15 protein-coding genes are annotated in these 21618 nt (G+C 72.5%); 7 read left to right on the forward strand and 8 right to left on the reverse strand.

The genetic code is table 11. The features are described from left to right. Positions 1-54: 54 nt before the first annotated feature. Positions 55-1146, forward strand: coding sequence for an alpha/beta hydrolase (locus tag ACIGXW_RS02080; protein WP_399568887.1), 1092 nt, complete (start codon positions 55-57; stop codon positions 1144-1146). Positions 1147-1242: 96 nt separating this feature from the next. Here ACIGXW_RS02080 and ACIGXW_RS02085 read toward each other — a convergent pair whose 3' ends face one another. From ACIGXW_RS02085 to ACIGXW_RS02110, 6 genes are all read right to left on the reverse strand, one after another. Beyond that, the gene (locus ACIGXW_RS02085; RefSeq protein WP_399568889.1) at positions 1243-4290 is read right to left on the reverse strand and encodes an alpha-mannosidase; all 3048 of its coding nucleotides are present in this window, start codon (positions 4288-4290) and stop codon (positions 1243-1245) included. Between the two features lie 12 nt (positions 4291-4302). Then, positions 4303-6357: an endo-beta-N-acetylglucosaminidase gene (locus ACIGXW_RS02090; protein ID WP_399568891.1), complete on the reverse strand. Its 2055-nt coding sequence runs from the start codon at positions 6355-6357 to the stop codon at positions 4303-4305. 126 nt (positions 6358-6483) lie between these two features. Then, complete coding sequence (locus tag ACIGXW_RS02095; RefSeq protein WP_071964947.1) at positions 6484-7740, reverse strand: glycosyl hydrolase; 1257 nt, start codon at positions 7738-7740, stop codon at positions 6484-6486. Between the two features lie 52 nt (positions 7741-7792). Further along, positions 7793-8623: a carbohydrate ABC transporter permease gene (locus ACIGXW_RS02100; protein WP_399568893.1), complete on the reverse strand. Its 831-nt coding sequence runs from the start codon at positions 8621-8623 to the stop codon at positions 7793-7795. After that, the gene (locus ACIGXW_RS02105; RefSeq protein WP_399568896.1) at positions 8623-9516 is read right to left on the reverse strand and encodes a carbohydrate ABC transporter permease; all 894 of its coding nucleotides are present in this window, start codon (positions 9514-9516) and stop codon (positions 8623-8625) included. Before ACIGXW_RS02105 ends, ACIGXW_RS02100 begins: the two co-directional genes overlap by 1 nt. A gap of 3 nt (positions 9517-9519) precedes the next feature. Next, positions 9520-10842: an ABC transporter substrate-binding protein gene (locus tag ACIGXW_RS02110; RefSeq protein WP_399568899.1), complete on the reverse strand. Its 1323-nt coding sequence runs from the start codon at positions 10840-10842 to the stop codon at positions 9520-9522. Between the two features lie 159 nt (positions 10843-11001). Here ACIGXW_RS02110 and ACIGXW_RS02115 point away from each other — a divergent pair, with 159 nt between their 5' ends. Further along, positions 11002-12060: a LacI family DNA-binding transcriptional regulator gene (locus ACIGXW_RS02115; protein ID WP_399568901.1), complete on the forward strand. Its 1059-nt coding sequence runs from the start codon at positions 11002-11004 to the stop codon at positions 12058-12060. 53 nt (positions 12061-12113) lie between these two features. Here the strand turns inward: ACIGXW_RS02115 and ACIGXW_RS02120 are convergent, their stop codons facing one another. Then, positions 12114-12644, reverse strand: a complete 531-nt coding sequence (locus tag ACIGXW_RS02120; RefSeq protein WP_399568904.1) for a hypothetical protein — start codon at positions 12642-12644, stop codon at positions 12114-12116. A gap of 441 nt (positions 12645-13085) precedes the next feature. Between ACIGXW_RS02120 and ACIGXW_RS02125 the strand changes: the two genes are divergently transcribed. From ACIGXW_RS02125 to ACIGXW_RS02145, 5 genes are all read left to right on the forward strand, one after another. Further along, positions 13086-14684: an ABC transporter substrate-binding protein gene (locus ACIGXW_RS02125; protein WP_399570773.1), complete on the forward strand. Its 1599-nt coding sequence runs from the start codon at positions 13086-13088 to the stop codon at positions 14682-14684. A 32-nt stretch (positions 14685-14716) separates the two neighbouring features. Next, positions 14717-15682 carry an ABC transporter permease gene (locus ACIGXW_RS02130; RefSeq protein WP_399570775.1) on the forward strand — a complete coding sequence of 322 codons (966 nt, stop codon included), beginning with the start codon at positions 14717-14719 and terminating at the stop codon, positions 15680-15682. Beyond that, on the forward strand, positions 15675-16541 hold the full coding sequence (locus ACIGXW_RS02135; RefSeq protein ID WP_071962895.1) for an ABC transporter permease: 867 nt from the start codon (positions 15675-15677) through the stop codon (positions 16539-16541). Before ACIGXW_RS02130 ends, ACIGXW_RS02135 begins: the two co-directional genes overlap by 8 nt. A gap of 122 nt (positions 16542-16663) precedes the next feature. Beyond that, positions 16664-17584, forward strand: coding sequence for an oligopeptide/dipeptide ABC transporter ATP-binding protein (locus tag ACIGXW_RS02140; protein ID WP_399570777.1), 921 nt, complete (start codon positions 16664-16666; stop codon positions 17582-17584). Next, complete coding sequence (locus tag ACIGXW_RS02145) at positions 17577-18296, forward strand: ATP-binding cassette domain-containing protein (RefSeq protein ID WP_071962894.1); 720 nt, start codon at positions 17577-17579, stop codon at positions 18294-18296. Before ACIGXW_RS02140 ends, ACIGXW_RS02145 begins: the two co-directional genes overlap by 8 nt. On the opposite strand, the gene lysX is transcribed toward ACIGXW_RS02145, so the two are convergent. Then, positions 18241-21612 carry a bifunctional lysylphosphatidylglycerol synthetase/lysine--tRNA ligase LysX gene (gene lysX, locus ACIGXW_RS02150; protein ID WP_399568906.1) on the reverse strand — a complete coding sequence of 1124 codons (3372 nt, stop codon included), beginning with the start codon at positions 21610-21612 and terminating at the stop codon, positions 18241-18243. The genes ACIGXW_RS02145 and lysX overlap by 56 nt on opposite strands. Positions 21613-21618: the final 6 nt, after the last annotated feature.

A 21618-nucleotide genomic window follows, 5' to 3' on the forward strand; every position in this document is an offset into this window, starting at 1 on the left:
GATCAGATGATGCGCATGGCTTGCCGACGGGTGCGACGCAGGGGCGAGGCGTGGGTGAGGCCGAGATGGATCCTGCTGGTGCTCGCCCTCCTGCTGCCGCTGCCCCTGCTGGGCACGACCCGGACAGCGGGCGCGGCCCCGGCCCCGGCCCGGGCGTCCACCGGTTCCGCCCACGTGGCCTGGGAGGTCCGGTCCGGAGACCGCATGCTCGACCTCGCCGTCTCCTCCCCGAGCACGGGCGCCCCCGTCAAGTGGGTGCGGCTCCTGCTGCCCAGGAACTGGTCCAAGGACGCCACCCGCACCTGGCCGGTGCTCTGGCTGCTGCACGGCGGTGGCGGCAACCACAAGGACTGGACCGAGAACACCCACGTCGAGGAGCTCACCGCCGGCCGGGACGTCATCGTCGTCATGCCGGAGACCAGCGCCTGCAGCGGCTACAGCGACTGGTGGAACCACGGCAAGGGCGGCGCCCCCGCCTGGGAGACCTACCTGCTCGACGAGGTGCGCCCCCTGCTCGAGAAGGGCTACCGGGCCGGCACGACCCGCGCGATCGCCGGGCTGTCCATGGGCGGCCTGGGCGCCCTGAAGTTCACCGCCGCCCACCCGGGCGTGTTCCGCGCCGCCGCCGCGTACAGCGGCGCCGTCAATCCCCTCTTCAAGTCGCCGGACGGCGGATTCGACGGCCCTGACGCAGTCAAGCTCGGCGGCGTCGCCTGCGTGACGGACTGGAAGCGGCTGTGGGGCGAGCCCGGCTACCCCTTCGACACCGACGACCCCACCGACCTGCGCCAGCAGCGCCTGTGGCAGCGCAACAGCCCCCTGCACCAGTCCGCCGCACTCGCCGGCACCCCCCTCTACCTCTCCTACGGCGACGGCACCGACAGCGGCACGGGCTGGAAATGGGGCGACCCGCCCCCCTCCACCACCCGCTGCGTCGACCCGCCCACGCACGGCACGGAGCCGGTCGAACGCGTCATCCACGGCATGAACCAACAACTGCGCACCCGCCTGGCCGAGCTCCACATCCCGGCCACGGTCTGCGCCCACAAGGGCGTACACACGTGGCCGTACTGGGAGCGCGAGCTGGTGGCGTCGTTCCCGATGCTGATGGCTGCGCTGGGAATTTCCAGCCCGTCCGGCGTTTGAGGACCGGGGTCCGGGGGCGGAGCCCCCGCCCTGCGGCGGAGCCGCATATCGGATACAGCGGGAAGGGGCGGGGTGGGGGAAGGTCCCGTCCTGACGTCAGGCGCGACTCAGTCGCAACGTGACGACTTCGAACGGCCGCAACGCCACCCTGACCGCCCCCTCCTCCACACCGGCCGCCCCCAAAGCCCGCTCGAGCAGATCGCAGACCCGCGCCGACCGCACAACAAAGCCCGCCGCCAGGCGAACCCGCGCCCGCCCCCCCAACGACTCGTACAGCCGCACCACCACGTCCCCACTCCCGTCATCCGCCAGCTTCACCGCCGAGACGACGACCGCGTCAGCGTCGTCACCGACCACCGACACCAGCGGCTCCACCCCCGTCACCCCCGCCGCCCCCGGCACACGCCGCTCCGGCAGGTTGATCCGGTACCCCTCCCGCACCGCGTCCCCCACGGACGCCCCCGGCACCAGCGCGTACCGGAAGCGGTGCACGCCCTGGTCGGTTCGGGGGTCCGGGAAGCGCGGGGCCCGCAGCAAGGAGAGCCGCACGGTCGTCGTGGTGCCCGCGCCCCCCTCCCGCACGGCGCGCGTCACGTCGTATCCGTACGTCGAGTCGTTGACCAGCGCCACGCCCCAGCCCGGTTCCCCCACGTGCACGAACCGGTGCGCACAGGCCTCGAACTTGGCGGCGTCCCAGCTGGTGTTGGTGTGCGCGGGGCGGTAGAGGTGACCGAACTGGGTCTCCGCCGCCACCCGGTCCGTATGGACGTCCAACGGGAAGGCGGCCTTGAGGAACTTCTCCGTCTCGTGCCAGTCGACCTCCGTCGCGATGTCCACCCTCCGCTCTCCCACCGGGAGCGCGATGCGCTGCTCGACCCGCGACGCCCCGAAGCGGCGCACCACCCGCACCGAGCTGCCGTCGTCCCCCCGTTCCAGCACGTCGACGTCCGTCAGATCGGTGACGGTGTTGCGGTAGAAGTGGTCCACGTCCCACGCGTCCCACATGTTGGGGAAGTCCTGGTGCAGCTGGAGCAGGTTGGCCGCCCTGCCGGGGGCGACGGTCTCCCGCCCGGTCCGCAGGTCGTACACCGACACCACGAGACCGCGCGCGTCGATCCCGACCCGCAGCAGACCGTTGCCGAGGACGTAGCCGCCGCCCTCGCGCTCCGCCACGGTCACCGGCTCGCCCACGGCCGGTCCGTCGGCCACCGCGCCGTGCGCCGGAGCGCCGCCGCGCCCGTGCGGCGCCGCGTTGAAGACGACCGTCCCGGCCGTCCCCCGGGCCGTGCCGGCACCGGCCAGCGCCGCCAGCGCCCGCCCGATGACCGACTCCAGCTCCGCGGCCACCTCCGCGTACGTCCGCGCCGCCTCCCGGTGCACCCACGCGATGGACGTGCCGGGCAGGATGTCGTGGAACTGGTGCAGCAGCACCGTCTTCCACAGCCGGTCCAGCGCCTCGTACGGATACGGGAACCCGGTGCGCACCGTCGCCGTCGCCGCCCACAGCTCCGCCTCGCGCAGCAGGTGCTCCGAGCGCCGGTTGCCCTGCTTGGTCCGCGCCTGGCTGGTCAGCGTCGCCCGGTGCAGCTCCAGGTACAGCTCGCCCGCCCACACCGGGGCGTGGGCGTACTCCGCGTGCGCCTTCTCGAAGAACGCCGACGGCTTCTCGAAGACGACCTTCGCCGAGCCCTCCAGGTCCGCCAGCCGCTTCGCCCGCGCCAGCATCTCGCGCGTCGTGCCCCCGCCGCCGTCGCCCCACCCCGTCGGCGCGAGCGAGCGCGTGGCACCGCCCTTCTCCTGGAAGTTGCGGACCGCGTGCGCGACCTCCTGGCCCGAGAGCTGGGAGTTGTAGGTGTCGATCGGCGGGAAGTGCGTGAAGACCCGGGTCCCGTCGAGCCCCTCCCACCAGAAGGTGTGGTGCGGGAACTTGTTCGTCTGGCTCCAGGAGATCTTCTGCGTCAGGAACCACTTCGCCCCCGCCAGCTTCACCAGCTGCGGCAGCGCGGCGGAGTAGCCGAACGTGTCCGGCAGCCACACCTCCTCCGTCTCGATCCCGAACTCCTCCAGGAAGAACCTCTTCCCGTGCACGAACTGCCGCGCCAGCGCCTCCGAGCCCGGCATGTTCGTGTCCGACTCCACCCACATGCCGCCCACGGGAACGAAGCGGCCGTCGGCGACCGCCTTCTTCACCCGCGCGTACACCTCCGGCCGGTGCTCCTTGATCCACGCGAACTGCTGCGCCTGCGACATGGCGTAGACGAAGTCCGGTTCGTCCTCCAGCAGGGCCGTCATGTTCGACGTCGTACGCGCCACCTTGCGGACCGTCTCGCGCAGCGGCCACAGCCACGCCGAGTCGATGTGCGCGTGCCCGATCGCGCTGATCCGGTGCGCCGAGGCGTGCGCGGGCGCGGCCAGCACCCCCGCGAGCTCCCCGCGCGCCCGCTGCGCCGTACCGCCGACGTCCTGCAGGTCCACCGCGTCCAGCGCCCGCCCCACGGCCCGCAGGATCTCCCAGCGCCGCGGCGAGTCGGCCGACAACTCGGTCACCAGCTGACCCAGCACCTCAAGGTCCTGCACCAGCTCCCACACCGTCCGGTCGAAGACGGCCAGGTCCATGCGCACCAGCCGGTAGCGCGGAGCGTCGTCCGCCGTCTCGCGGTCGCCGAGCTCGGTCGGCACGAAGGGGTGGTAGTCCAGGATCACGGGGTTGGAGGAGGCCTCGATGTGCAGCAGCACCTCCTCGCCGCCGGCCACCCTCTCGCCGACGCGCACCCACTGGTTGCGCGGGTTGAGCCCCTTCACCGGAGAGCCGTCCGGGCGGTAGACGAGGCCCTCGCACTGGAACCCCGGCATGTTCTCGTCGAAGCCCAGGTCCAGCAGCGCCTCGACCGTACGCCCGGCCCACGCCGCGGGCACCGTCCCGGACACCGTGAACCAGCTGGTGCCCCACGCCGGACCCCACGGCGAGCCCACCGCGATGGGCGTACGCTCCCCGGCGATCCCTTCCGCCACGGGCACGGGCTCGCCCGGGGCGTGCCACACGCTGACGTCCAGCGGCACCGACTCCGGGTACACGGCCGGGCGGATGCGCTCGTCCAGCACCCGCTTGAGGCGGGCTTCGGTGATCGTGCTGTCGTTGTGCATACGTCGGGTTCCTTACGCAGAGGGCCTGGCGGCGGACCAGCGGTACGTGACGGAAGCGGGGACCGAGGCGGCGTACAGCTCGTCCACGGCGCGCACGTCGATGCGCGTGACCGCCTCCTCGGCCGTACGGCGCAGCGCCGGGACGTAGTAGGCATGCCCGCACGTGCCGCCCAGGAAGCGGAATCCGCCCCCGGGCAGCGCCTGACGCAGTTCGTAGTGGCGTACGGGACCGGCGGCCGCGCCCCACGCCAGCCGCAGCGCCACCGTGCCGCCGGGGCCGGGCGCCGCGGCGGTGACGCTCACCGCCCCCGGGCGGCCGGGCGCCTTCGGGGCGGCGTCGCGTATCGCGAGCCGGCCCAGCCGCCAGCGGACCGGACCGCCGTCCTGTGCGGTCAGCCGGATGCCGAGGGCGCGGACGGTCCGGCCGGCCCGCCCGCGCAGCAGCGCGCCGACGCGCAGCGTGGCCGTGGTCCAGCCGCACCCGCCGGCACGGAGGGTGCCCGCCTGCAGGTATGAGAAGCGGTACGGGCGCTCCTCCAGGGCGACCGCCAGCTCCACGCGGACGCCCGCCGAGCCGGGGTCGCAGCGATGGGCCAGCTCCACCACCGTCGCCTTCGACAGCGGCAGCCTCGCCGCGTACAGCTCGACCGTCGTCGGTCCGTCCGTCCCGCCCTCCACGAGGAGGCTGCCGCCACCGTGCCAGGCGTCGGCGAAGTCGAAGCCGACGGCCGGCCGCGCGCCCGCCGTGTGGATCACCCAGCGGCGGCCGGGCAGCCGGTCCTGCAGGCCCAGGTGGTTCCAGGCGGTGTCGGCGGTCCGCCGGCCCCGCTCGTACCAGCCCAGTCCATGGCCGGTGTTGAAGGTGGTGGCGAAGGGCAGCGACGTCAGCGTGGAGCGGTCCGCGACGGACGCGGCGGGAGCGCGCCACGCACCGGCGTCCGGACGGGCCGGGTCCAGGGACGGCCCGGACCAGAAGCGGTCGTCCCGCGCGTGAAAGGCGGCGGGCGTGCGCCCGCCCGCCGGGAGGCTCTTCCACGTCCACTCGGGCCGGTAGAAGCCGAACGAGGCCAGGTGCGGACGGTCGGCCGGTACGACCGCGTCCCAGTCGACGCGGGTGTCCCAGCCGTTCGCCTCGACGTCGATCCCGGCCCACAGCTCGTACGGGCTGCGCCCCAGGCCCTTCGCCAGCTCGCCGGAGGAGACGAGGCCGGAGCGGCTCCAGTTGAAGTTGAGGAACATGCTGTCGGCGGAGCGGAAGAACGGCGCGTTGCGCTCGTTGAGCTCGTTCTGCCAGGAGACGTCCCCGGAGATCGCCATCGCGTCGTACCAGTGCACGCGCAGCCCCTCGCCGTGGGCCCGTAGGTACGCGACGAAGTCCCGCATGTCCGCGCCGAGCCGGGCGTCCCCGCCGCCGGTCTCGGCGTTGAGGAACCAGCCGTCGAAGCCGTACGCACGCGCCACCCGGATCAGCTGATCGGCGAGGGGAAAGCCCCCGCCCGCGCCGCGCGAGACCAGCTCCCGCGTCCAGCGCAGCTGCCCGCCGTAGGCGGCGGGCGGGAGGAAGACCGTGCCCAGCACGGGCACGCCGTTGCGGTGGGCCGCGTCCACGACGGGCGCGTTGGGCGCGAGGACCAGGCCCTCGTCCGAGGAGCCGCCCCAGAACACCAGCTCGTCGAGATAGGCCCAGTGCGTGAGCGCGTAATAGTCGGCGGTGGCTGACCCTTGCGAGGGGTTCGCGGACGTGGTGGCGAAGGCGGCGAGCGCACAGACGCGGGCCTGGCCGGCGCGCGCGGAGCCGTTGGCGGGCGGCGGGGTGAACCGCGGCGCGAGGGGCACGCTCGCCCTGTTGAACGCCAGGTCGGAATCGTCCTCCGCTCGCCAGGCCCGCAAGCTCCGCCACCGCACGCCGGGTGCGGGGACCCCGGAGGGCAGGCTGTCGGGGTACCAGTAGGAGGCGTACGGCTGCAGATCCGCGACGACGCCGGCGGCCCGACCGACGGCGGGCACACCGGCCGCCACGACACCGGCCCCACCGGCGAGGAGGAGGGTGCGACGGGTCATACGCATAAGGGCTCCTTGGCAATCCAGCCCGTCTGGGGGCACCTCCCAGCGGTAGCTGGGGGAGTTTGAGGACCGGGGGTCCGGGGGCGGAGCCCCGGTTACGGGAAGGGGCGGGGTGGGGGAACAAACCGGCTACCGCACCTGATCCACGGCGAGCACCTCCCCAATGCCCCGCGCTCCCAGATACGCGGCATCCCCCGCCAACTCCCCGAGCACCACCGCCGGCCTCCCCCCAAGCGAAGCAACCCGCATCCACGCCTCGAAGAACTCCCCGCCCGGCGCACACACCTCACGCCGAGGCGCCCGCTCCGGATCGCCGGCATCCAGCACCAGCCCGACCCCGCGCGCGGCGGGCGCCTCGTGCGCACCCTCCTCCCGCCACTCCCGTACGAGCCGTGACATCACCTCCCCGGCAGGTTTGATCCGCCGGTCGTTGGTGAACAGCCCGAGCCCGTACTCCAGCTCCGGAAAGTCGGCGAGCGCACGGTCGACGTCATGGGAGCACCACCAGGTGACGCCCCACACGTCCGGACAGTCCAGCGCGCCCGCCACCGTCGCCTCGGTGAACGCGGCGGCGTGCTCGGGCGGAACGTGCGGGGCGGGCGCGCCGACCTCCTGGAGCCAGACCGGCCGCGACGGGTCCCCGGCCCAGGCCTTGGACAGCTCGACGAGGTACGCCGCGTGCAGTTGCGTGGCGCGCCCGCCGTGGCCGTACCGCTGCGCGGTCCCGTTGAAGACCCACGAGTGCACGGCGGTCGCGGCCCCGAGCCGGGCCGAGTGGGCGGGGGTGAAGGGGTGCGTGCCGTCGAACCAGGCGGCGTCGTACGAGGCGTGCAGGTGCATGCGGCCCGGTGCGCCCTTTTCGCACGCCTCCAGCATCCGCGCCAGCCACCGGCCGGCCTGGCCCGTGTCGATGCGGTCGGGGTCTGGGTGGGGAGCGCCGGAGAACTGGTTGATCTCGTTGCCGACGGTCATGCCGAGGAAGTTGGGCCGGTCGGCGAGGGCGGCGGCCAGTACGCGCAGGTACTCGGCCTGTGCCTCGACGACGCCGGGGTCGGTGAAGATGTTCCGCCGGTGCCAGGTGGTGGTCCAGGACGGAACGAAGTCGAAGCTGGAGAGATGGCCCTGGAGACCGTCGACGTTGACGTCGAGGCCCCGCTCACCGGCGGCGTCCACCAGCTGCAGGAGCTGCTCCACGGCCCGCGGCCTGATGAGGGAGCGGTTGGGCTGGAAGACGGGCCAGAGCGGGAAGACGCGGATGTGGTCCAGACCGAGGACGGCGATGGAGTCGAGGTCGGCGCGGATGTCGTCGAGGTCGAAGTCCAGCCAGTGGTGGAACCAGCCGCGGGTGGGGGTGTAGTTGACGCCGAAGCGGGGCGTGACGGCCATGGGCGGATCCTCCTCGGTGCGCGCGGAAGCGGGTTGCGGGGGGGGGGGGGGCTCAGCCCTTGACGGCGCCTTCGCCGACCCCGCGGAAGAAGTACCGCTGGAGGCAGGCGAACATCACGATGAGCGGAGCGACCGCGATGACGGTTCCGGCGGCGACCAGCCGGGGGTTCTGCGCGAAGGTGCCGTGCAGGAAGTTCAGTCCGACGGTCAGCGTGAAGTTGTCGGAGTCGGAGAGGACGATCAGCGGCCACAGGAAGTCGTCCCACGCGCCCATGAAGGCGAAGATCGCGACGACGGCGAGCGTGCCGCGCACCGACGGCAGCGCGATCCGGGTGAACCGCTGCCATGCGTTCGCTCCGTCGATCACGGCCGCCTCCTCGATCTCGTACGGCACGGCGGCGAAGGCGTTCCGCATGAGGAGCACGTTCAGGGCGCCGACGGCACCGGGCAGGACCACAGCGGTGAGGGTGTTGTTGAGGTGGAGGTCGCGGACCATCGTGAACTGCGCGATGACGATGGACTCCAGCGGCACGAGCAGCGCCGCCACGAACGCGGTGCCCGCCACCCCGCGACCCCGGAAACGCAGCCGGGCCAGGGCGTAGCCGGCCATGGAGGCGCCGACGAGGTTGGTGAGCACGCTGGCGAGGGCGACCTTGAGGGAGTTCAGGGCGTAGTCCCAGACGGGGATGATCTCGGCGACCTCGGCGTAGTTGTGCAGCGTCGGGTGCTCGGGCAGGAAGCGCGGGGGAGAGGTGTAGATGTCCTCGGTCGTGCCCTTGAGCGAGGTGGACAGCTGCCACAGGAACGGGCCGACGGCGACGGCCAGGACGACGAGCATCAGGACGTAGCGCAGCGCCTTCTCCCAGCGCGGCGTCCGCAGCATCAGGCGTCCTCCTTCCGGTCGGCGCGCAGGACGAGCAGCATCAGCAGCAGGGCGATGACGAAGACGACCAGGGAGATGGCGGAGGCGTAGCCGACACGGCCGCTCAGGCCCGTACCGGTGCGCTGGACGAGCATGACGAGGGTGGTGTCCTGCCCGGCGGGGCCTCCGGAGGGCCCGGTCAGGAGGTAGACCTCGGAGAAGACCTTGAACGCCGCCACGGACGACAGCGCGCCGACCAGCACCATCGTGGAGCGCACGGCGGGGACGGTGACGCTGGTGAAGCGGCGCAGGGCCCCGGCCCCGTCGACGGCTGCGGCCTCGTGCAGCTCGCGGGGCACGTTCCCGAGCGCCGCGAGGTAGATGACCATGTAGTAGCCGAGGCCCTTCCACACGGTCAGCGCCATGGCGCTGAACAGCAGCAGCCACTCGTCCCCGAGGAAGCCGACGGGCCCGGCGCCGAGGGCGTGCAGGATGCCGTTGACCAGGCCGCGGTCGTCGAGCATCCACGCCCAGATCAGGGCGACGACGACCACGGACGCCACGACGGGGGTGTAGAAGGCGGAGCGGAAGAACGTCACACCCGGCAGCTGCTTCTGCACCAGCAGGGCGAGCAACAGCGGCAGCAGCACCGTGAACGGCACGACCAGCAGCACGTACAGGCCGCTGTTGCGCAGGGCGACCCAGAACTGTTCGTCCTCGAGCATGGCGCGGAAGTTCTCGAGTCCGACCCATGTGCCGGGGGTGAGGGTGCGGGCGTCGGTGAACGCCTTGTGGACGGTGGTGAGGAAGGGATAGAGGCTGAAGGAGGTGATGACGGCGAGGCCGGGCAGGAGGAAGAGCCAGGGGCTGGCGGCGCGGTGTGTACGGACGCGGGGAGCGGGGTTCCGGCCCACGGGTCAGCTCTGCCGGAGCAGCTTGTCGCTCTGCGCCGCCGCGTCGTCGAGCGCCTGCCGGGGGGACTTCTTGCCCTGCAGCGCCTTGGCGACCTCGTTGCGCAGGATCGTCTTCATCTCGTCGCTCATCACCACGGGCGTGTAATTGACCGCGCCCTTCAGCATCTTCGCCGAGGCCACCCGGACGCGTCCCTCGTCGGTGCCGTCGTCCTTCGTCCAGTACGGATCGTCCAGGGAGCCCTTGGTGCTGGGGAAGACGGCGACTTTGTGGGCGAAGGCCTCCTGGTGGAGCCGGTCCGTGACGAAGTGGGCGAGGGCGACGGCCGCCGCCTTGTGCTTGCTGCGCTCATTGACGGCCAGGCCCATCACATACATGTTGGGTTTGCCGGTGTTGTTGGGCGCGTCCGTGATTCCCAGATTGCGGTAGAGGGTGGGCGCGTTCTTCTTGAACGTCTCCATGTCGTGGGCGCCGCCCGGGTTCATGGCGACCTTCTGCTCCAGGAACTTCTGCCCGGCCTTCTCGGGAGTGTTGGTGAGCGCCTGCGGGTCGAGCCCGCCCCGGTCGTAGAGTTCCTTGTACTTGGTGAGCAGTTCGACGCCCTTCGGCTCGTTGTACGTGAACTTCGTGGCGTCGTCGTTCATGAGCCGGACCCCGTAGCGGCCGAAGTCCTCGATGGACGGGGTGCCCGCGAGAGTGGCGGCCCTGCCACCGGACCGTCCTGCCATCCGGTGGGCGACGGCGAACAGCTCGTCGTAGTTCTTCGGCGGTTTCTCCGGGTCGAGGCCGGAGTCCCGGAACAGGGCCTTGTTGTAGAACAGCGGTCCGGTGTTGAGATACCACGGGAAGGCGTACGAGCCCCCGAGTCCCGGCAGCACATTGCCCTGCCAGGCTTCCGCCGTGTATTCGTCCTTGAACCGGGCCGCGGCCTTCTCCTTGTCCAGGTTCATCAGCACGCCCGCCTTGGCCAGCGGATAGGACAGGTCGGGGGAGACGTTCACGACGTCCGGGAGCGTGCCGCCCGCCGCGTCGGCGCTGAGTTTCTCGGCGTAGTGCTCCGCCGGCTGGTCCAGCCATTTGACCCTGACCCCGGGGTGCTGCTCTTCGAAGTCCTTCACCAGGCCCTCGAAATAGTCCTTGAATTTCGCCCGCAGATTCCAGGTCTGGAAGGTGATGTCGCCCTCCGGCTTCCCCTCGGCGCCCGCCGCACCGCCGTCGTCCCCATCCGATCCGCATCCGCCGAGCGCCAGGACCGCGGCGAGGAAAGGCACGGTGGCGACGGCGGCTCTACGGGACCGGGATCGTGACCTGGGCCGGGATATGGGCATGGTCGACGAGCTCCTTCGATCGGGCCGGATACGGGGCCGGAAGGCCGGGAGGAGGCAGGTCAAAACCTGCACCCGCGACGGGAGTCACGTCAACACTGCCGCCAAGAACTAATGCGCTTTAGTGTGTTGCCACATCCGCGCCCGAGAGGGGAGACGGCCATGCGCCGCACGCCGGCCCGACGCCCGACGATGAAGGACATCGCGCGCCGCGCGGGCGTCTCCTTGAGCGCGGTGTCCTTCGCCCTCAACGACCGCCCGGGCGTCTCCGCCGCGACCCGCGCCCGCGTCCGCCGCGTCGCCGAACAGCTGGGCTGGCAGCCCAGCGCCGCCGCCCGCGCCCTGTCCGGGGAGGGCGCGGCCACCGTCGGCCTGGTCCTGGCGCGGCCCGCCCGCACCCTGGGCGTCGAGTCCTTCTTCCTCCAACTCGTCTCAGGAGTGCAGGAAGCGCTCGCCGGCCGCCGGCTGGGCCTGTTGTTCCAGGTGGTGGAGGACCTGGACGCCGAATGCGCGGTCTACCGCCGCTGGTGGGCCGAGCACCGCGTGGACGGCCTCCTCGTCGTGGACCCCCGCGACGGCGACCCCCGCCCGGCCCTCCTGGCGGAGCTGGGCCTGCCCGCCGTGATCATCGGCGCCCCGGGCTCCGCCGCCGTCCCGCCCGGGGCCGCGATCTCCACCCTGTGGGCCGACGACACCGCCGCGATGGCCTCGGTCGTCGACCATCTGCACGGCCTCGGGCACCGGCGCATCGTGCACATCGCCGGCCTGCCCGGCCTCGCCCACACCCGGCGCCGCATCGCCTCACTGCGCGCCGAGGCCACCCGCCGAGGCCTCCCGGACGTCGCCTCCGTGACCACCGACTACTCCGACGCCCAGGGCGCCGAGGCCACCCGGAACGCCCTGGCCGCCGCCCGCCCGCCCACCGCGCTCGTCTACGACAACGACGTCATGGCGGTGGCCGGCCTCGCCGTGGCCGCGGAGGCCGGCGTGTCCGTACCCGGCGAGCTCTCCATCGTCGCCTGGGACGACTCCGTCCTCTGCCGCACCACCCATCCCGCCCTCACAGCCCTGGCCCGCGACACCGCCGCCTTCGGCCGCCACGCGGCGGAACACCTCATGTCCCTCCTGGACGGCGCCCCCGCCCTGAGCACCCAGGACCCCCTCCCGCACCTCGTCCCCCGAGGCACGACCGGCCCGGCCGTCACGCCGCCCCGGCAGTGAAACGCAACGGGCCGCCGCAGCGCGACGCTGCGGCGGCCCGTGAAGCCCTCGGCTCAGTCGCAGAGGTAGGCGTACTCGGACTTGTAGTCGGCGATGCGGACGCCGCTGGAGGTCGTGATGTACGCGGTGACGGTGGCGCACACGGGCTCGTTGGTACGAACGGGGCCGGCGTACTGGGTGAACTTGCCCTTGTCCTCCTGGCAGGCACCCTTCATCGAGGCGCAGACCTGGAGGTACATGTTCTGGGCCTTACCGGTGTTGTTGTCGTAGATCGAGCAGCCGCTGTCGTTGCCGCCCTTGGTGTAGTTGAAGAGGGTGGCCAGACGCATCTTCGGGTCGGTGCCCTTCGGCAGGGGCACGGCACTGTTCAGCACGTAACCCGCACCGCAGACGTTCGCCCCCGACGCCGCCACCTTCGGGCTGGCCTTGGCGAACGCGACGGTCTCCTTCGACGCCTTGGCCGAGATCTTCACGCCGGGCACGGGCTGCTCGACGGCGGACGCCTGCGGGGCGACGATGCCGCACGCGGCGATCATGGCGACGGCGGGCGCGAGACGCAGAACAGAGCGGACGTTAATGGACATAGCTGTCGCTTCCCCCAGAAAAGTGCAAGAACGGATTAATCGCAGAGACTGGTCCCGGCCCCGGTTCCATGAACCCGGGCCGCCCTCGCGATCAAGCGGGAATCTATGCCCGAAAAGGCACCTTCGAACACCGGCGGAACCGCTTCCGCGGGGGCCGGGGCGGGTGCCGGTGACGGGCTGTCATGAGGATGGGCCTCGGGGGGCGATATGTCCCGATGTATCAGCGACATATGACCTCTGGCGTCACGAGGAGTCACATGTGTCGTTGATCACGAAGCCTTGAACGAGCCGCCTCAACTCCCCTTATGGAAGCGGAAGTTCCCCTTTCCGGCAGGCCCGACGGGGCTGTCCGGTTTTACGTGCTGTTTAATTGCGAGAAGTTCGCAATTGCAGTTGATCGTGAAGTACGTGAGCAAGAAGTACGTGAGTAGAGGTGTGGGCATGACGGCCCGGTCCATACGGGGAGTGGCCGCCACGGCCATGGCAGGGGTTCTCGCGGCCGGCGCGGCGGCCTGTTCGGCGCCCGGTAGTGGGGGCGAGGGGGCCGGGGGCGGTAAGGACTCGCTCGTCGTCGGGCTTGCCAACGAGCCCGAGACGCTCAGCCCGCTTCTCGGCTACGGCAAGGACGGGAACTCCAAGATCTTCGACGGGCTGCTCCGGCGCGACGCCGCGATGAAGCTCCAGCCCGCCCTCGCGGCCGAGCTGCCGAAGGTCGCCGACGACGGGCGCACGTACACCTACAAGCTCCGGCAGGGCGTGAAGTTCAGCGACGGCAAGCCCTTCTCCGCCAAGGACGTGGTCTTCACCTACCGGACCATCCTCGACGAGAAGACCAACAACGCCGCCAAGGGCGAGCTCGACGCCATCGACAAGGTCATCGCCGAGGGCGACGACACCGTCGTCTTCGCGCTCAAGTACCCCTACGCGGCCTTCGCCGAGCGCACCGTCCTGCCCATCGCCCCCGAGCACGCGGCCAAGGGCCAGGACGTCAACACCGGCTCGTTCAACACCGCGCCCATCGGCACCGGCCCCTACGTGCTCACCGGCTGGAGCAAGGGCGAGAAGCTGACCTTCAAGGCCAACCCCACCTACTGGCGCGGCGAGCCCAAGGTCAAGAAGCTCACGATGGCGATCATCAAGGACGACGACGTGCGCGCCACCCGGCTGCGCTCCGGCGACCTCGACGGCGCCATCCTGCCGCCCAACCTCGCCAAGGGCTTCAAGGGCGACAAGGGCAAGCCGACCATCACCGCCAAGACCACCGACTTCCGCGGCGTGACCCTGCCCACCGCCAACAAGGTCACCGGCGACCTGGCCGTACGTCGCGCCCTCGACCTTGCCGTCGACCGCAAGGCCATGGTCGACAAGCTGCTCGAGGGCGCCGGCCGGGCCGGTCACGGGCCCGTGCCCACCGACAGCGAGTGGTTCGCGAAGGGCACCGAGCGCCCGCACGACCCGGACAAGGCCCGCAAGCTGCTGGACGACGCGGGCTGGAAGCCCGGCGGCGACGGCATCCGGGAGAAGGACGGACAGCGCGCCGCCTTCGCCCTCTGGTTCCCCGCCGGTGACAAGCTGCGCGAGGAGCACGCCCTCGCCTTCGCCTCCGACGTCAAGAAGGCCGGCATCGAGGTCAAGGTGCAGAGCGGCACCTGGGAGGTCATCGAGCCGCGCATGAAGGACGACGCGGTCCTCGCCGGCGGCGGCAACCCCGCCGACCCCGACTTCGACCTCTACAACCTGCTGCACTCCTCCCTCGCCCTCGATGGCTTCAACAACATGGCCGCCTACCGCAACCCCGACGTCGACAAGGCCCTGGAAGAGGGCCGGCGCAGCGGCGACAAGGCCGCCCGCAAGGCGGCGTACGACGCCGTCCAGCGCGGCCTCGCCGACAACCCCGGCTACACCTTCCTCACCCACGTCGACCACCTGTACGTCATGAACGACTCCTGGCAGGAGCTCACCACCCAGGTCGAGCCCCACGACCACGGCCTGGGCGCCGGGCCGTGGTGGAACGTCGAGGACTGGCAGCCGAAGAAGTGACAACCAGGTCCCCCGGCATCCCCTGGGGGCCGATGGCCCGCATGGCGGGACGGCGGCTGCTGGCCGCCGTCCCCCTGCTCGCCGTCGTGACCTTCGGGGTCTTCGCCATCGCCGCCGCCTCGCCGTTCGACCCCGCCAAGGCGTACGCCGGTTCCGCCGGGCTCAGCGCCGGCCGGGGCGTCCTCGACCAGTTGCGCGAGAACCTCGGCGCCGACCGCCCCTTCGTCGCCCGCTGGTGGGACTGGATCACCGCCGCGCTGACCGGCGACCTCGGCGACTCCACCTCACTGCGCCAGCCCGTCGCCCAGGTCATCGGCGAACGCATCGGCTGGTCCGTACTGCTGTGCGGCGTCGCCTTCGTGCTGGCCGTGACCGTGGGCACCGCGCTCGGCGTCCTCGCCGCCCGGCGCCGCGGCGGCCTCCTCGACCGGATCGTCACCCCGCTGGCGTACACGCTCGAAGCGGCACCGCCCTTCTGGCTGGGACTGCTCGCGATCTGGTTCTTCGCCGTCCACCTCGGCACCCTCCCGGCCGGCGGCCTCACCGACACCGGCACCGACGTCGCCACCGCCGGACAGATCACCTCCCACCTGGTGCTGCCCGCCGCGGTGCTCGCCGCCACCCAGCTGCCCTGGTTTGTGCTGTACGTACGCCAGGGGGTCGGCGACGCCCTGGAGGAGGACCCCGTGCGCGGCGCCCGCGCCCGTGGCCTGCGCGAGCGGAACGTACTGCTCGGCCACGCCCTGCGCTCCGGACTGCTGCCCGTCCTCACCCTCATCGGCTCGCGCGTGCCCGAACTGATCACGGGCGCGCTGCTCGTGGAGACCGTCTTCAGCTGGCCCGGCATCGCCTCCGCGACCGTCCAGGCCGCCACCAGCGTCGACTTCCCCCTGCTGGCCGCGCTCACCGTCCTCGCCACAGCCGCGGTGCTGCTCGGCAACCTGCTCTCCGACCTGCTGTACGGACTGGCCGACCCCCGGGTGGGCTTCGATGGCTGACCTCACCTGGCGCGGGGCGGCGGCCCACGGCTCCCGCACCCGCGCCCTGCGCGTCCGTACCTCGGCGCTCGTCGTCGTGGCCGTCGTCCTGACCGTGCTCGTCGTCCCCCTCGCCGTACCCCTGGACGAGCAGGCCGTCGACCTCGGCGCCAAGCTGCTGCCCCCGAGCCCCGCACACCCCTTCGGCACCGACGAAGTGGGCCGCGACCTGCTGCTGCGCTGCGTCTACGGGCTGCGCGTCTCCCTCCTCGTCGGCGTCGTCGCCGCCCTCGCCGCGACCGTCATCGGCACCGCGGCCGGAGCACTGGCCGGCGCCCTCGGCGGCTGGGTGGACCGTGCCGTGATGCGGATCGTCGACCTCTTCTCCTCCGTTCCGCACCTACTGCTCGGCATCTTCGTCGTGGCGATGTTCCGGCCGGGGATCTGGCCGGTGGTCGCCTCCGTCGCCCTCACGCACTGGCTGTCGACGGCCCGCATCGTCCGCGCCGAGCTGCTGTCGCTGCGCACCCGTCCCTACATCGACGCGGCCGTCTCCGGCGGCTCCTCCCGGTGGCGCGTCACGGTGCGCCATCTGCTGCCGGGCGTGCTGCCGCGGGCCGCGCTCGCGGCCGTACTGATGATCCCGCACGCCATCTGGCACGAGTCCGCCCTGTCGTTCCTGGGGCTGGGCCTGCCCACCCACGAGGCGAGCCTCGGCAACATGGTCAACAGCGCCCGCGGCTCGCTCCTCGCCGGCGACTGGTGGCCGACGCTCTTCCCGGGCCTGTTCATCATCGTCCCCACCCTGGCCGTGGCGGGCCTGGCCGGCGCCTGGCGCGAACGGCTCGACCCCCGGCGCCGATCGGAGCTGACGCTGTGAGAACGCGCCTGCGCGCCCGGACGGATGGCGCCACCACGGCCCCGGCCGTCCCCGGGACCGGCCCCCTGCCCGCCGCGGGCGAGAGCGTGCTGTCCGTCGCCGACCTGTCCGTGCGGTTCCGCATGCGCGGCGGGCGGTACGTCGCCGCCGTCACCGGCGCCACCTTCGAACTGCGGGCCGGCGAATGCCTCGCCCTCGTCGGCGAGAGCGGCTGCGGCAAGTCCGTACTCGCCTCCGCGCTCCTCGGGCTCCTGCCCGGCAACGCCGAGACCGCCGGGGCCGCGCTCCTCGGCGGCACCGACGGCCTCGACCTGCTCACCGCCGACCAGCGCACGCTCGCCCGCACCGTACGAGGCCGCCGCATCGGCCTCGTACCGCAGAGCCCCGCCGGACACCTCACCCCCGTGCGCACCGTCCGCTCGCAGCTGAGGGAGACCGTGCGCGAGCTGACCCGCGCCCGTGGGACCGCCCTGGACGAGGCCGTCGAGGCCGCCGCCGAGCGCGCCGCGTTCCCCGCCGACCACCTCGACCGCTATCCGCACCAGCTCTCCGGCGGCCTCGCCCAGCGCGCGGCCACCGCGCTCGCGCTGGTCGGCGACGCGCCCCTGCTGCTCGCCGACGAGCCCACCACCGGCCTGGACCGCGAGCTCGTGGACCGTACGGCCGACGAACTGCGCCGCCACGCCGACGCCGGCCGCGCCCTGCTGATGATCACCCACGACCTCGCGGCGGCCGAGCGGATCGCCGACCGCGTCGCCGTGATGTACGCGGGCCGCATCGTCGAGTTCGCCCGCGCCGCCGACTTCTTCGGCGGACCCGGGCCCCGGCACCCCTACGCACGCGGCCTCCTCGACGCCCTGCCCGAGCGCGGCTTCACCCCCATCCCGGGCATGCCGCCCGAGCTCGGCGCCCTGCCCGACGGCTGCGCCTTCGCCGCCCGCTGCGACCGGGCGGCGGCCGCCTGTTCGGCCGTACCGGCGCTCACCGGCGGCGTCGCCTGTCACCACCCGCACCCGGCAGCCGGGGAGACCCACCGTGCTTGAGCTGCGTGACATCACCGCCGGTTACGACCCGCGCGATCCGGTCGTCCGCGCGGTGTCCCTGACCGTCGCCGACGGCGAGGCCGTCGGCCTCCTCGGCCCCAGCGGCTGCGGCAAGTCCACCCTGGCCCGCGTCGCCGCCCTCCTGCACCGGCCGGAGGCCGGGACCGTCGTCATCGACGGCGAACCGGCCCGGGGCTGGCGCCACCGCGCGCCCCGCGAACAGCGCACCGCCTTCGGCGTCGTCTTCCAGCAGCCCCGCCAGTCCGCCGACCCCCGGCTGCGGCTGCACGACCTGATCGCGGAGCCGCTGCGCGCCGCAGGCCGCCGGGCCGAAGCCCCGCAGCGCGTGGGGGAACTGGCCGCCGCCGTCGGACTGTCGCAGGAGCTGCTGGCCCGGCGCCCGCACGCGGTCAGCGACGGCCAGCTGCAGCGCGCCTGCCTGGCGCGGGCCCTCGTCCTGCGGCCGCGCTGGCTGATCTGCGACGAGATGACCGCCATGCTCGACGCGTCCACGACCGCCGCCCTGGTCGCGGCCGTCGAGGCCTACCGGCGCGACAGCGGCGCGGGCCTCCTCGCCGTCGGCCACGACGCGGCACTGCTGGACCGCTGGTGCGACCGCACGGTGCGCTGGACGGAACTGTCCCCTCAGGCCACGGCTAGCGGTGCCGCACCAGCGGAAACGGCAGCGTCTCCCGGATCGACAGCCCCGTAAGGAACATCACCAGCCGGTCCACGCCGACCCCCAGCCCGCCCGTCGGCGGCATCGCGTACTCCAGGGCCCGCAGGAAGTCCTCGTCCAGCTCCATCGCCTCCGGGTCGCCGCCGGCCGCCAGCAGCGACTGCGCCGTCAGACGGCGGCGCTGCTCGACGGGGTCGATCAGCTCGGAGTACGCCGTGCCGAGCTCCGTACCGAACGCCACGAGGTCCCAGCGCTCGGCGAGCCGGGCGTCGCACCGGTGCGGGCGGGTCAGGGGCGAGACGTCCGTGGGGAAGTCCTTGTAGAACACCGGCAGGGTCGTCCGCTCCTCGACCAGGCGCTCGTACATCTCCAGCACGATGTCCCCGCGCCCGTCCTGCGGCCGGTGCGGCACGCCCGCCGCGTCGCAGTGCACGCGCAGCGCCTCCACGGTGGTGTCCGCGCCGATCTCCTGCCCCAGCGCCTCGGAGATCGCGCCGTAGACGGTCTTCACCGGCCACGGGCCGGAGATGTCGTGCTCGACGCGCTTGCCGTCGTCGTCCGCGCGCACCGCGATCGCCGAGCCGTGCGCGGCGACGGCCGCCTGCTGGATCAGCTCACGGGTCAGCTCGAGCATCACCTCGTAGTCGGCGAACGCCTGATACGCCTCCAGCATCGTGAACTCGGGGTTGTGCTTGTACGACACGCCCTCGTTGCGGAACGTGCGGCCCAGTTCGAAGACCTTCTCCATGCCGCCGACGCACAGCCGCTTCAGATACAGCTCCGGCGCGATCCGCAGGTACAGGTCGAGGTCGTAGGCGTTGATGTGGGTGGTGAAGGGCCGGGCGTTCGCGCCGCCGTGGATCTGCTGGAGCATCGGGGTCTCGACCTCCAGGAAGCCCCGGTCGAGCAGGCCCTGCCGCAGTGCCTGGACGGCCGCGCTGCGCGCCCGTACGGTCCGCCGGGCCTCCGGGGACACGGCCAGGTCCACGTAGCGCATGCGGACCCGGGCTTCCGGATCGCTCAGACCGCGCCGCTTGTCGGGCAGGGGGCGCAGGCACTTGGCGGTCATGCGGGCGCGGGTGACGAAGATGGTCGGCTCGCCGCGGTCGGTGGTGCCCGGCTCGCCCTCGGCCTCGATGTGGTCGCCGAGGTCGATGTGGGTGGTGAACCGCCGCAGCAGTTCCTCGCCGGAGCCGTCGCGGGTGAAGGTCAGCTGCAGGTCGCCCGACCAGTCGCGCAGCACGGTGAAGGCCACCCCGCCGTGGTTGCGGATGAGCAGGACCCGGCCGGCCACGGTGACCCGTTCGCCGGTACGGGACGAGGGAGGCAGCCCGCCGACGGATGTGCGCACCGCGGCGAGGGTGTGCGTGCGCCGGGCGTCGACGGGGTACGGGTCGACGCCCGCGGCACGCAGCCGCTCCAGCTTTTGCCGCCGCACCCGCACTTGCTCCGGCAGGCCCGCGAGCTCGTCGGATTCCGTGGCGCCCGGGCCGGCGCCGGCGGGTGTGAAGCCGAGCTCGGAGAGCGAGGGCAGGCCCGCTGTCGAGGCCGGGCGGGCCGCGCCCCTGGCTCGCCCGCGGCTCCACAGCTTGCCCAGGCTGGGCACGGCGACGAAGCCCTCCGCGATACCGGCGGCCAGCCCGATCCGGGCCAGCGCCCCCGCGTCGGCGTAGCACAGGAAGCGGGGGTGCCACTCGGGGTTGTACTTCACGTTCGAGCGGTAGAGGGCCTCCAGCTGCCACCACTTCGAGAAGAACAGCAGCAGCTTGCGCCACAGCCGCAGCACCGGCCCCGCGCCGATGCGCGCGCCCTCCTCGAACGCCGACCGGAAGACGGCGAAGTTCAGCGAGATGCGCTTGACCCCGAACCGGCCGGCCTGTGCGCACAGCTGGGCGACCATGAACTCCATGACGCCGTTGGGCGCCGCCCGGTCCCGCCGCATCACGTCCAGCGAGACCCCGTCGGAGCCCCACGGCACGAACGACAGCAGCGCGATCATCGTGCCGTCCCTGTCGAAGGCCTCGACCAGCAGACAGTCGCCGTCGGCGGGGTCGCCCAGCCGGCCCAGGGCCATGGAGAAGCCGCGCTCGGTCTCGGTGTCGCGCCAGGCGTCGGCACGCCCGATGACCTCGCCCATCTCCTCGTCGGAGAGCGACGCGTGACGCCGCACCCGTACGGTCGCGCCCGTCCGCTCGACCCGGTTGACGGCCTGGCGGGTCACGCGCATCTCGCGGCCCTCCAGGTCGAACGAGGCGACCTGCAGGATCGCCTCGTCACCGAGCTGCAACGCACTCAGCCCCGAGCGGGCGTACGCCTTGGCGCCCTCCTCGCTGGCCCCCATCACGGCGGGCTGCCATCCGTAGCGGCCGGCGACCTCCAGCCAGGCGTCGACGGCCGGCGTCCAGGCCTCCGGGTCGCCCAGCGGATCGCCGGAGGCCAGGCAGACGCCTGCCTCGACGCGGTAGGTGACGGCGGCCTTGCCGCTGGGGGAGAAGACGACCGCCTTGTCGCGACGGGTCGCGAAGTAGCCGAGCGAGTCCCGGCCGCCGTAGCGGCCGAGGAGGGCACGGATGCGCGGCTCCTCGTCGTCGTGCAGGGCCGCCTCGAGGCGCTGGGAGCGGAAGAGCGTCATGGCGGCGTTGAGCAGGGCCAGCGCACCGAAGAGTCCGAGGAGGAAGTAGACCCAGTGCGGGGGGTAGCCGATGAAGAGCCGGCTGCTCACCAGGCCGCCGCACACCTTGTTGGCGACGAACAGCAGCCGGTTGCCGCCGCCGCGCTCCAGGGTGCCCGGGAACAACGACACCAGGGCCCAGCCCAGCAGAATGGCGACGCCCAGGCTTGCCGCGAGGACGAGCAGGGCGCGCAGAAAGGCGCCGCGCCGGGAGGCGGCGTAGAACTCGCGCCGGGCCAGGATCAGCAGCGCCATCGCCGCGACGCACAGGACGAGCGAGGGGATCGTGTCCCAGTAGCCCACCGCCATCAGCACCGCGTCCGTGAACAGCAGCAGCGCGAGATAGCCGAGGACGAACCAGAGCGTGACCCGCTTGCGTGCGGCCGTCGCGGCGGCGAGCAGCAGCAGGAAGACGGCGTAGGCGAGGTTCGGGGCCGTGGGGACCGTCAGCAGGTCCAGCGCGTCGGTCAGCGGCCGGGCCGCACGCCGCAGCGGCGGGATGAGCGAGGTGAGCGCGCAGAAGACGCCGAGCAGTCCGAAGAAGAGGGCGAACCCGTCGGGAACGCGGTGCAGGAAACGGCGCCAGGCGCTCTCCCGCCCGGCCGCCTCCGGGCCGGCCTCCTGTGCCCTCGTCTCCTGTGCCGTGGCGGGACCGCGCTCCCGGACTGTGCGGCTCATTCCGTC

Origin of the sequence: Streptomyces sp. NPDC053079, from assembly GCF_044546695.1 — a bacterium.
In the GTDB taxonomy this organism is placed as follows: domain Bacteria; phylum Actinomycetota; class Actinomycetes; order Streptomycetales; family Streptomycetaceae; genus Streptomyces.

Excerpts from the sequence above, each read along its gene's own strand:
- ACIGXW_RS02085 (WP_399568889.1), bottom strand. The coding sequence starts at position 4,290 with ATGCACAACGACAGCACGATCACCGAAGCCCGCCTCAAGCGGGTGCTG.
- ACIGXW_RS02090 (WP_399568891.1), bottom strand. The coding sequence starts at position 6,357 with ATGCGTATGACCCGTCGCACCCTCCTCCTCGCCGGTGGGGCCGGTGTC.
- ACIGXW_RS02095 (WP_071964947.1), bottom strand. The coding sequence starts at position 7,740 with ATGGCCGTCACGCCCCGCTTCGGCGTCAACTACACCCCCACCCGCGGC.
- ACIGXW_RS02100 (WP_399568893.1), bottom strand. The coding sequence starts at position 8,623 with ATGCTGCGGACGCCGCGCTGGGAGAAGGCGCTGCGCTACGTCCTGATG.
- ACIGXW_RS02110 (WP_399568899.1), bottom strand. The coding sequence starts at position 10,842 with ATGCCCATATCCCGGCCCAGGTCACGATCCCGGTCCCGTAGAGCCGCC.
- ACIGXW_RS02115 (WP_399568901.1), top strand. The coding sequence starts at position 11,002 with ATGCGCCGCACGCCGGCCCGACGCCCGACGATGAAGGACATCGCGCGC.
- ACIGXW_RS02120 (WP_399568904.1), bottom strand. The coding sequence starts at position 12,644 with ATGTCCATTAACGTCCGCTCTGTTCTGCGTCTCGCGCCCGCCGTCGCC.
- ACIGXW_RS02125 (WP_399570773.1), top strand. The coding sequence starts at position 13,086 with ATGACGGCCCGGTCCATACGGGGAGTGGCCGCCACGGCCATGGCAGGG.
- ACIGXW_RS02130 (WP_399570775.1), top strand. The coding sequence starts at position 14,717 with ATGGCCCGCATGGCGGGACGGCGGCTGCTGGCCGCCGTCCCCCTGCTC.
- ACIGXW_RS02135 (WP_071962895.1), top strand. The coding sequence starts at position 15,675 with ATGGCTGACCTCACCTGGCGCGGGGCGGCGGCCCACGGCTCCCGCACC.
- ACIGXW_RS02140 (WP_399570777.1), top strand. The coding sequence starts at position 16,664 with ATGCGCGGCGGGCGGTACGTCGCCGCCGTCACCGGCGCCACCTTCGAA.
- lysX (WP_399568906.1), bottom strand. The coding sequence starts at position 21,612 with ATGAGCCGCACAGTCCGGGAGCGCGGTCCCGCCACGGCACAGGAGACG.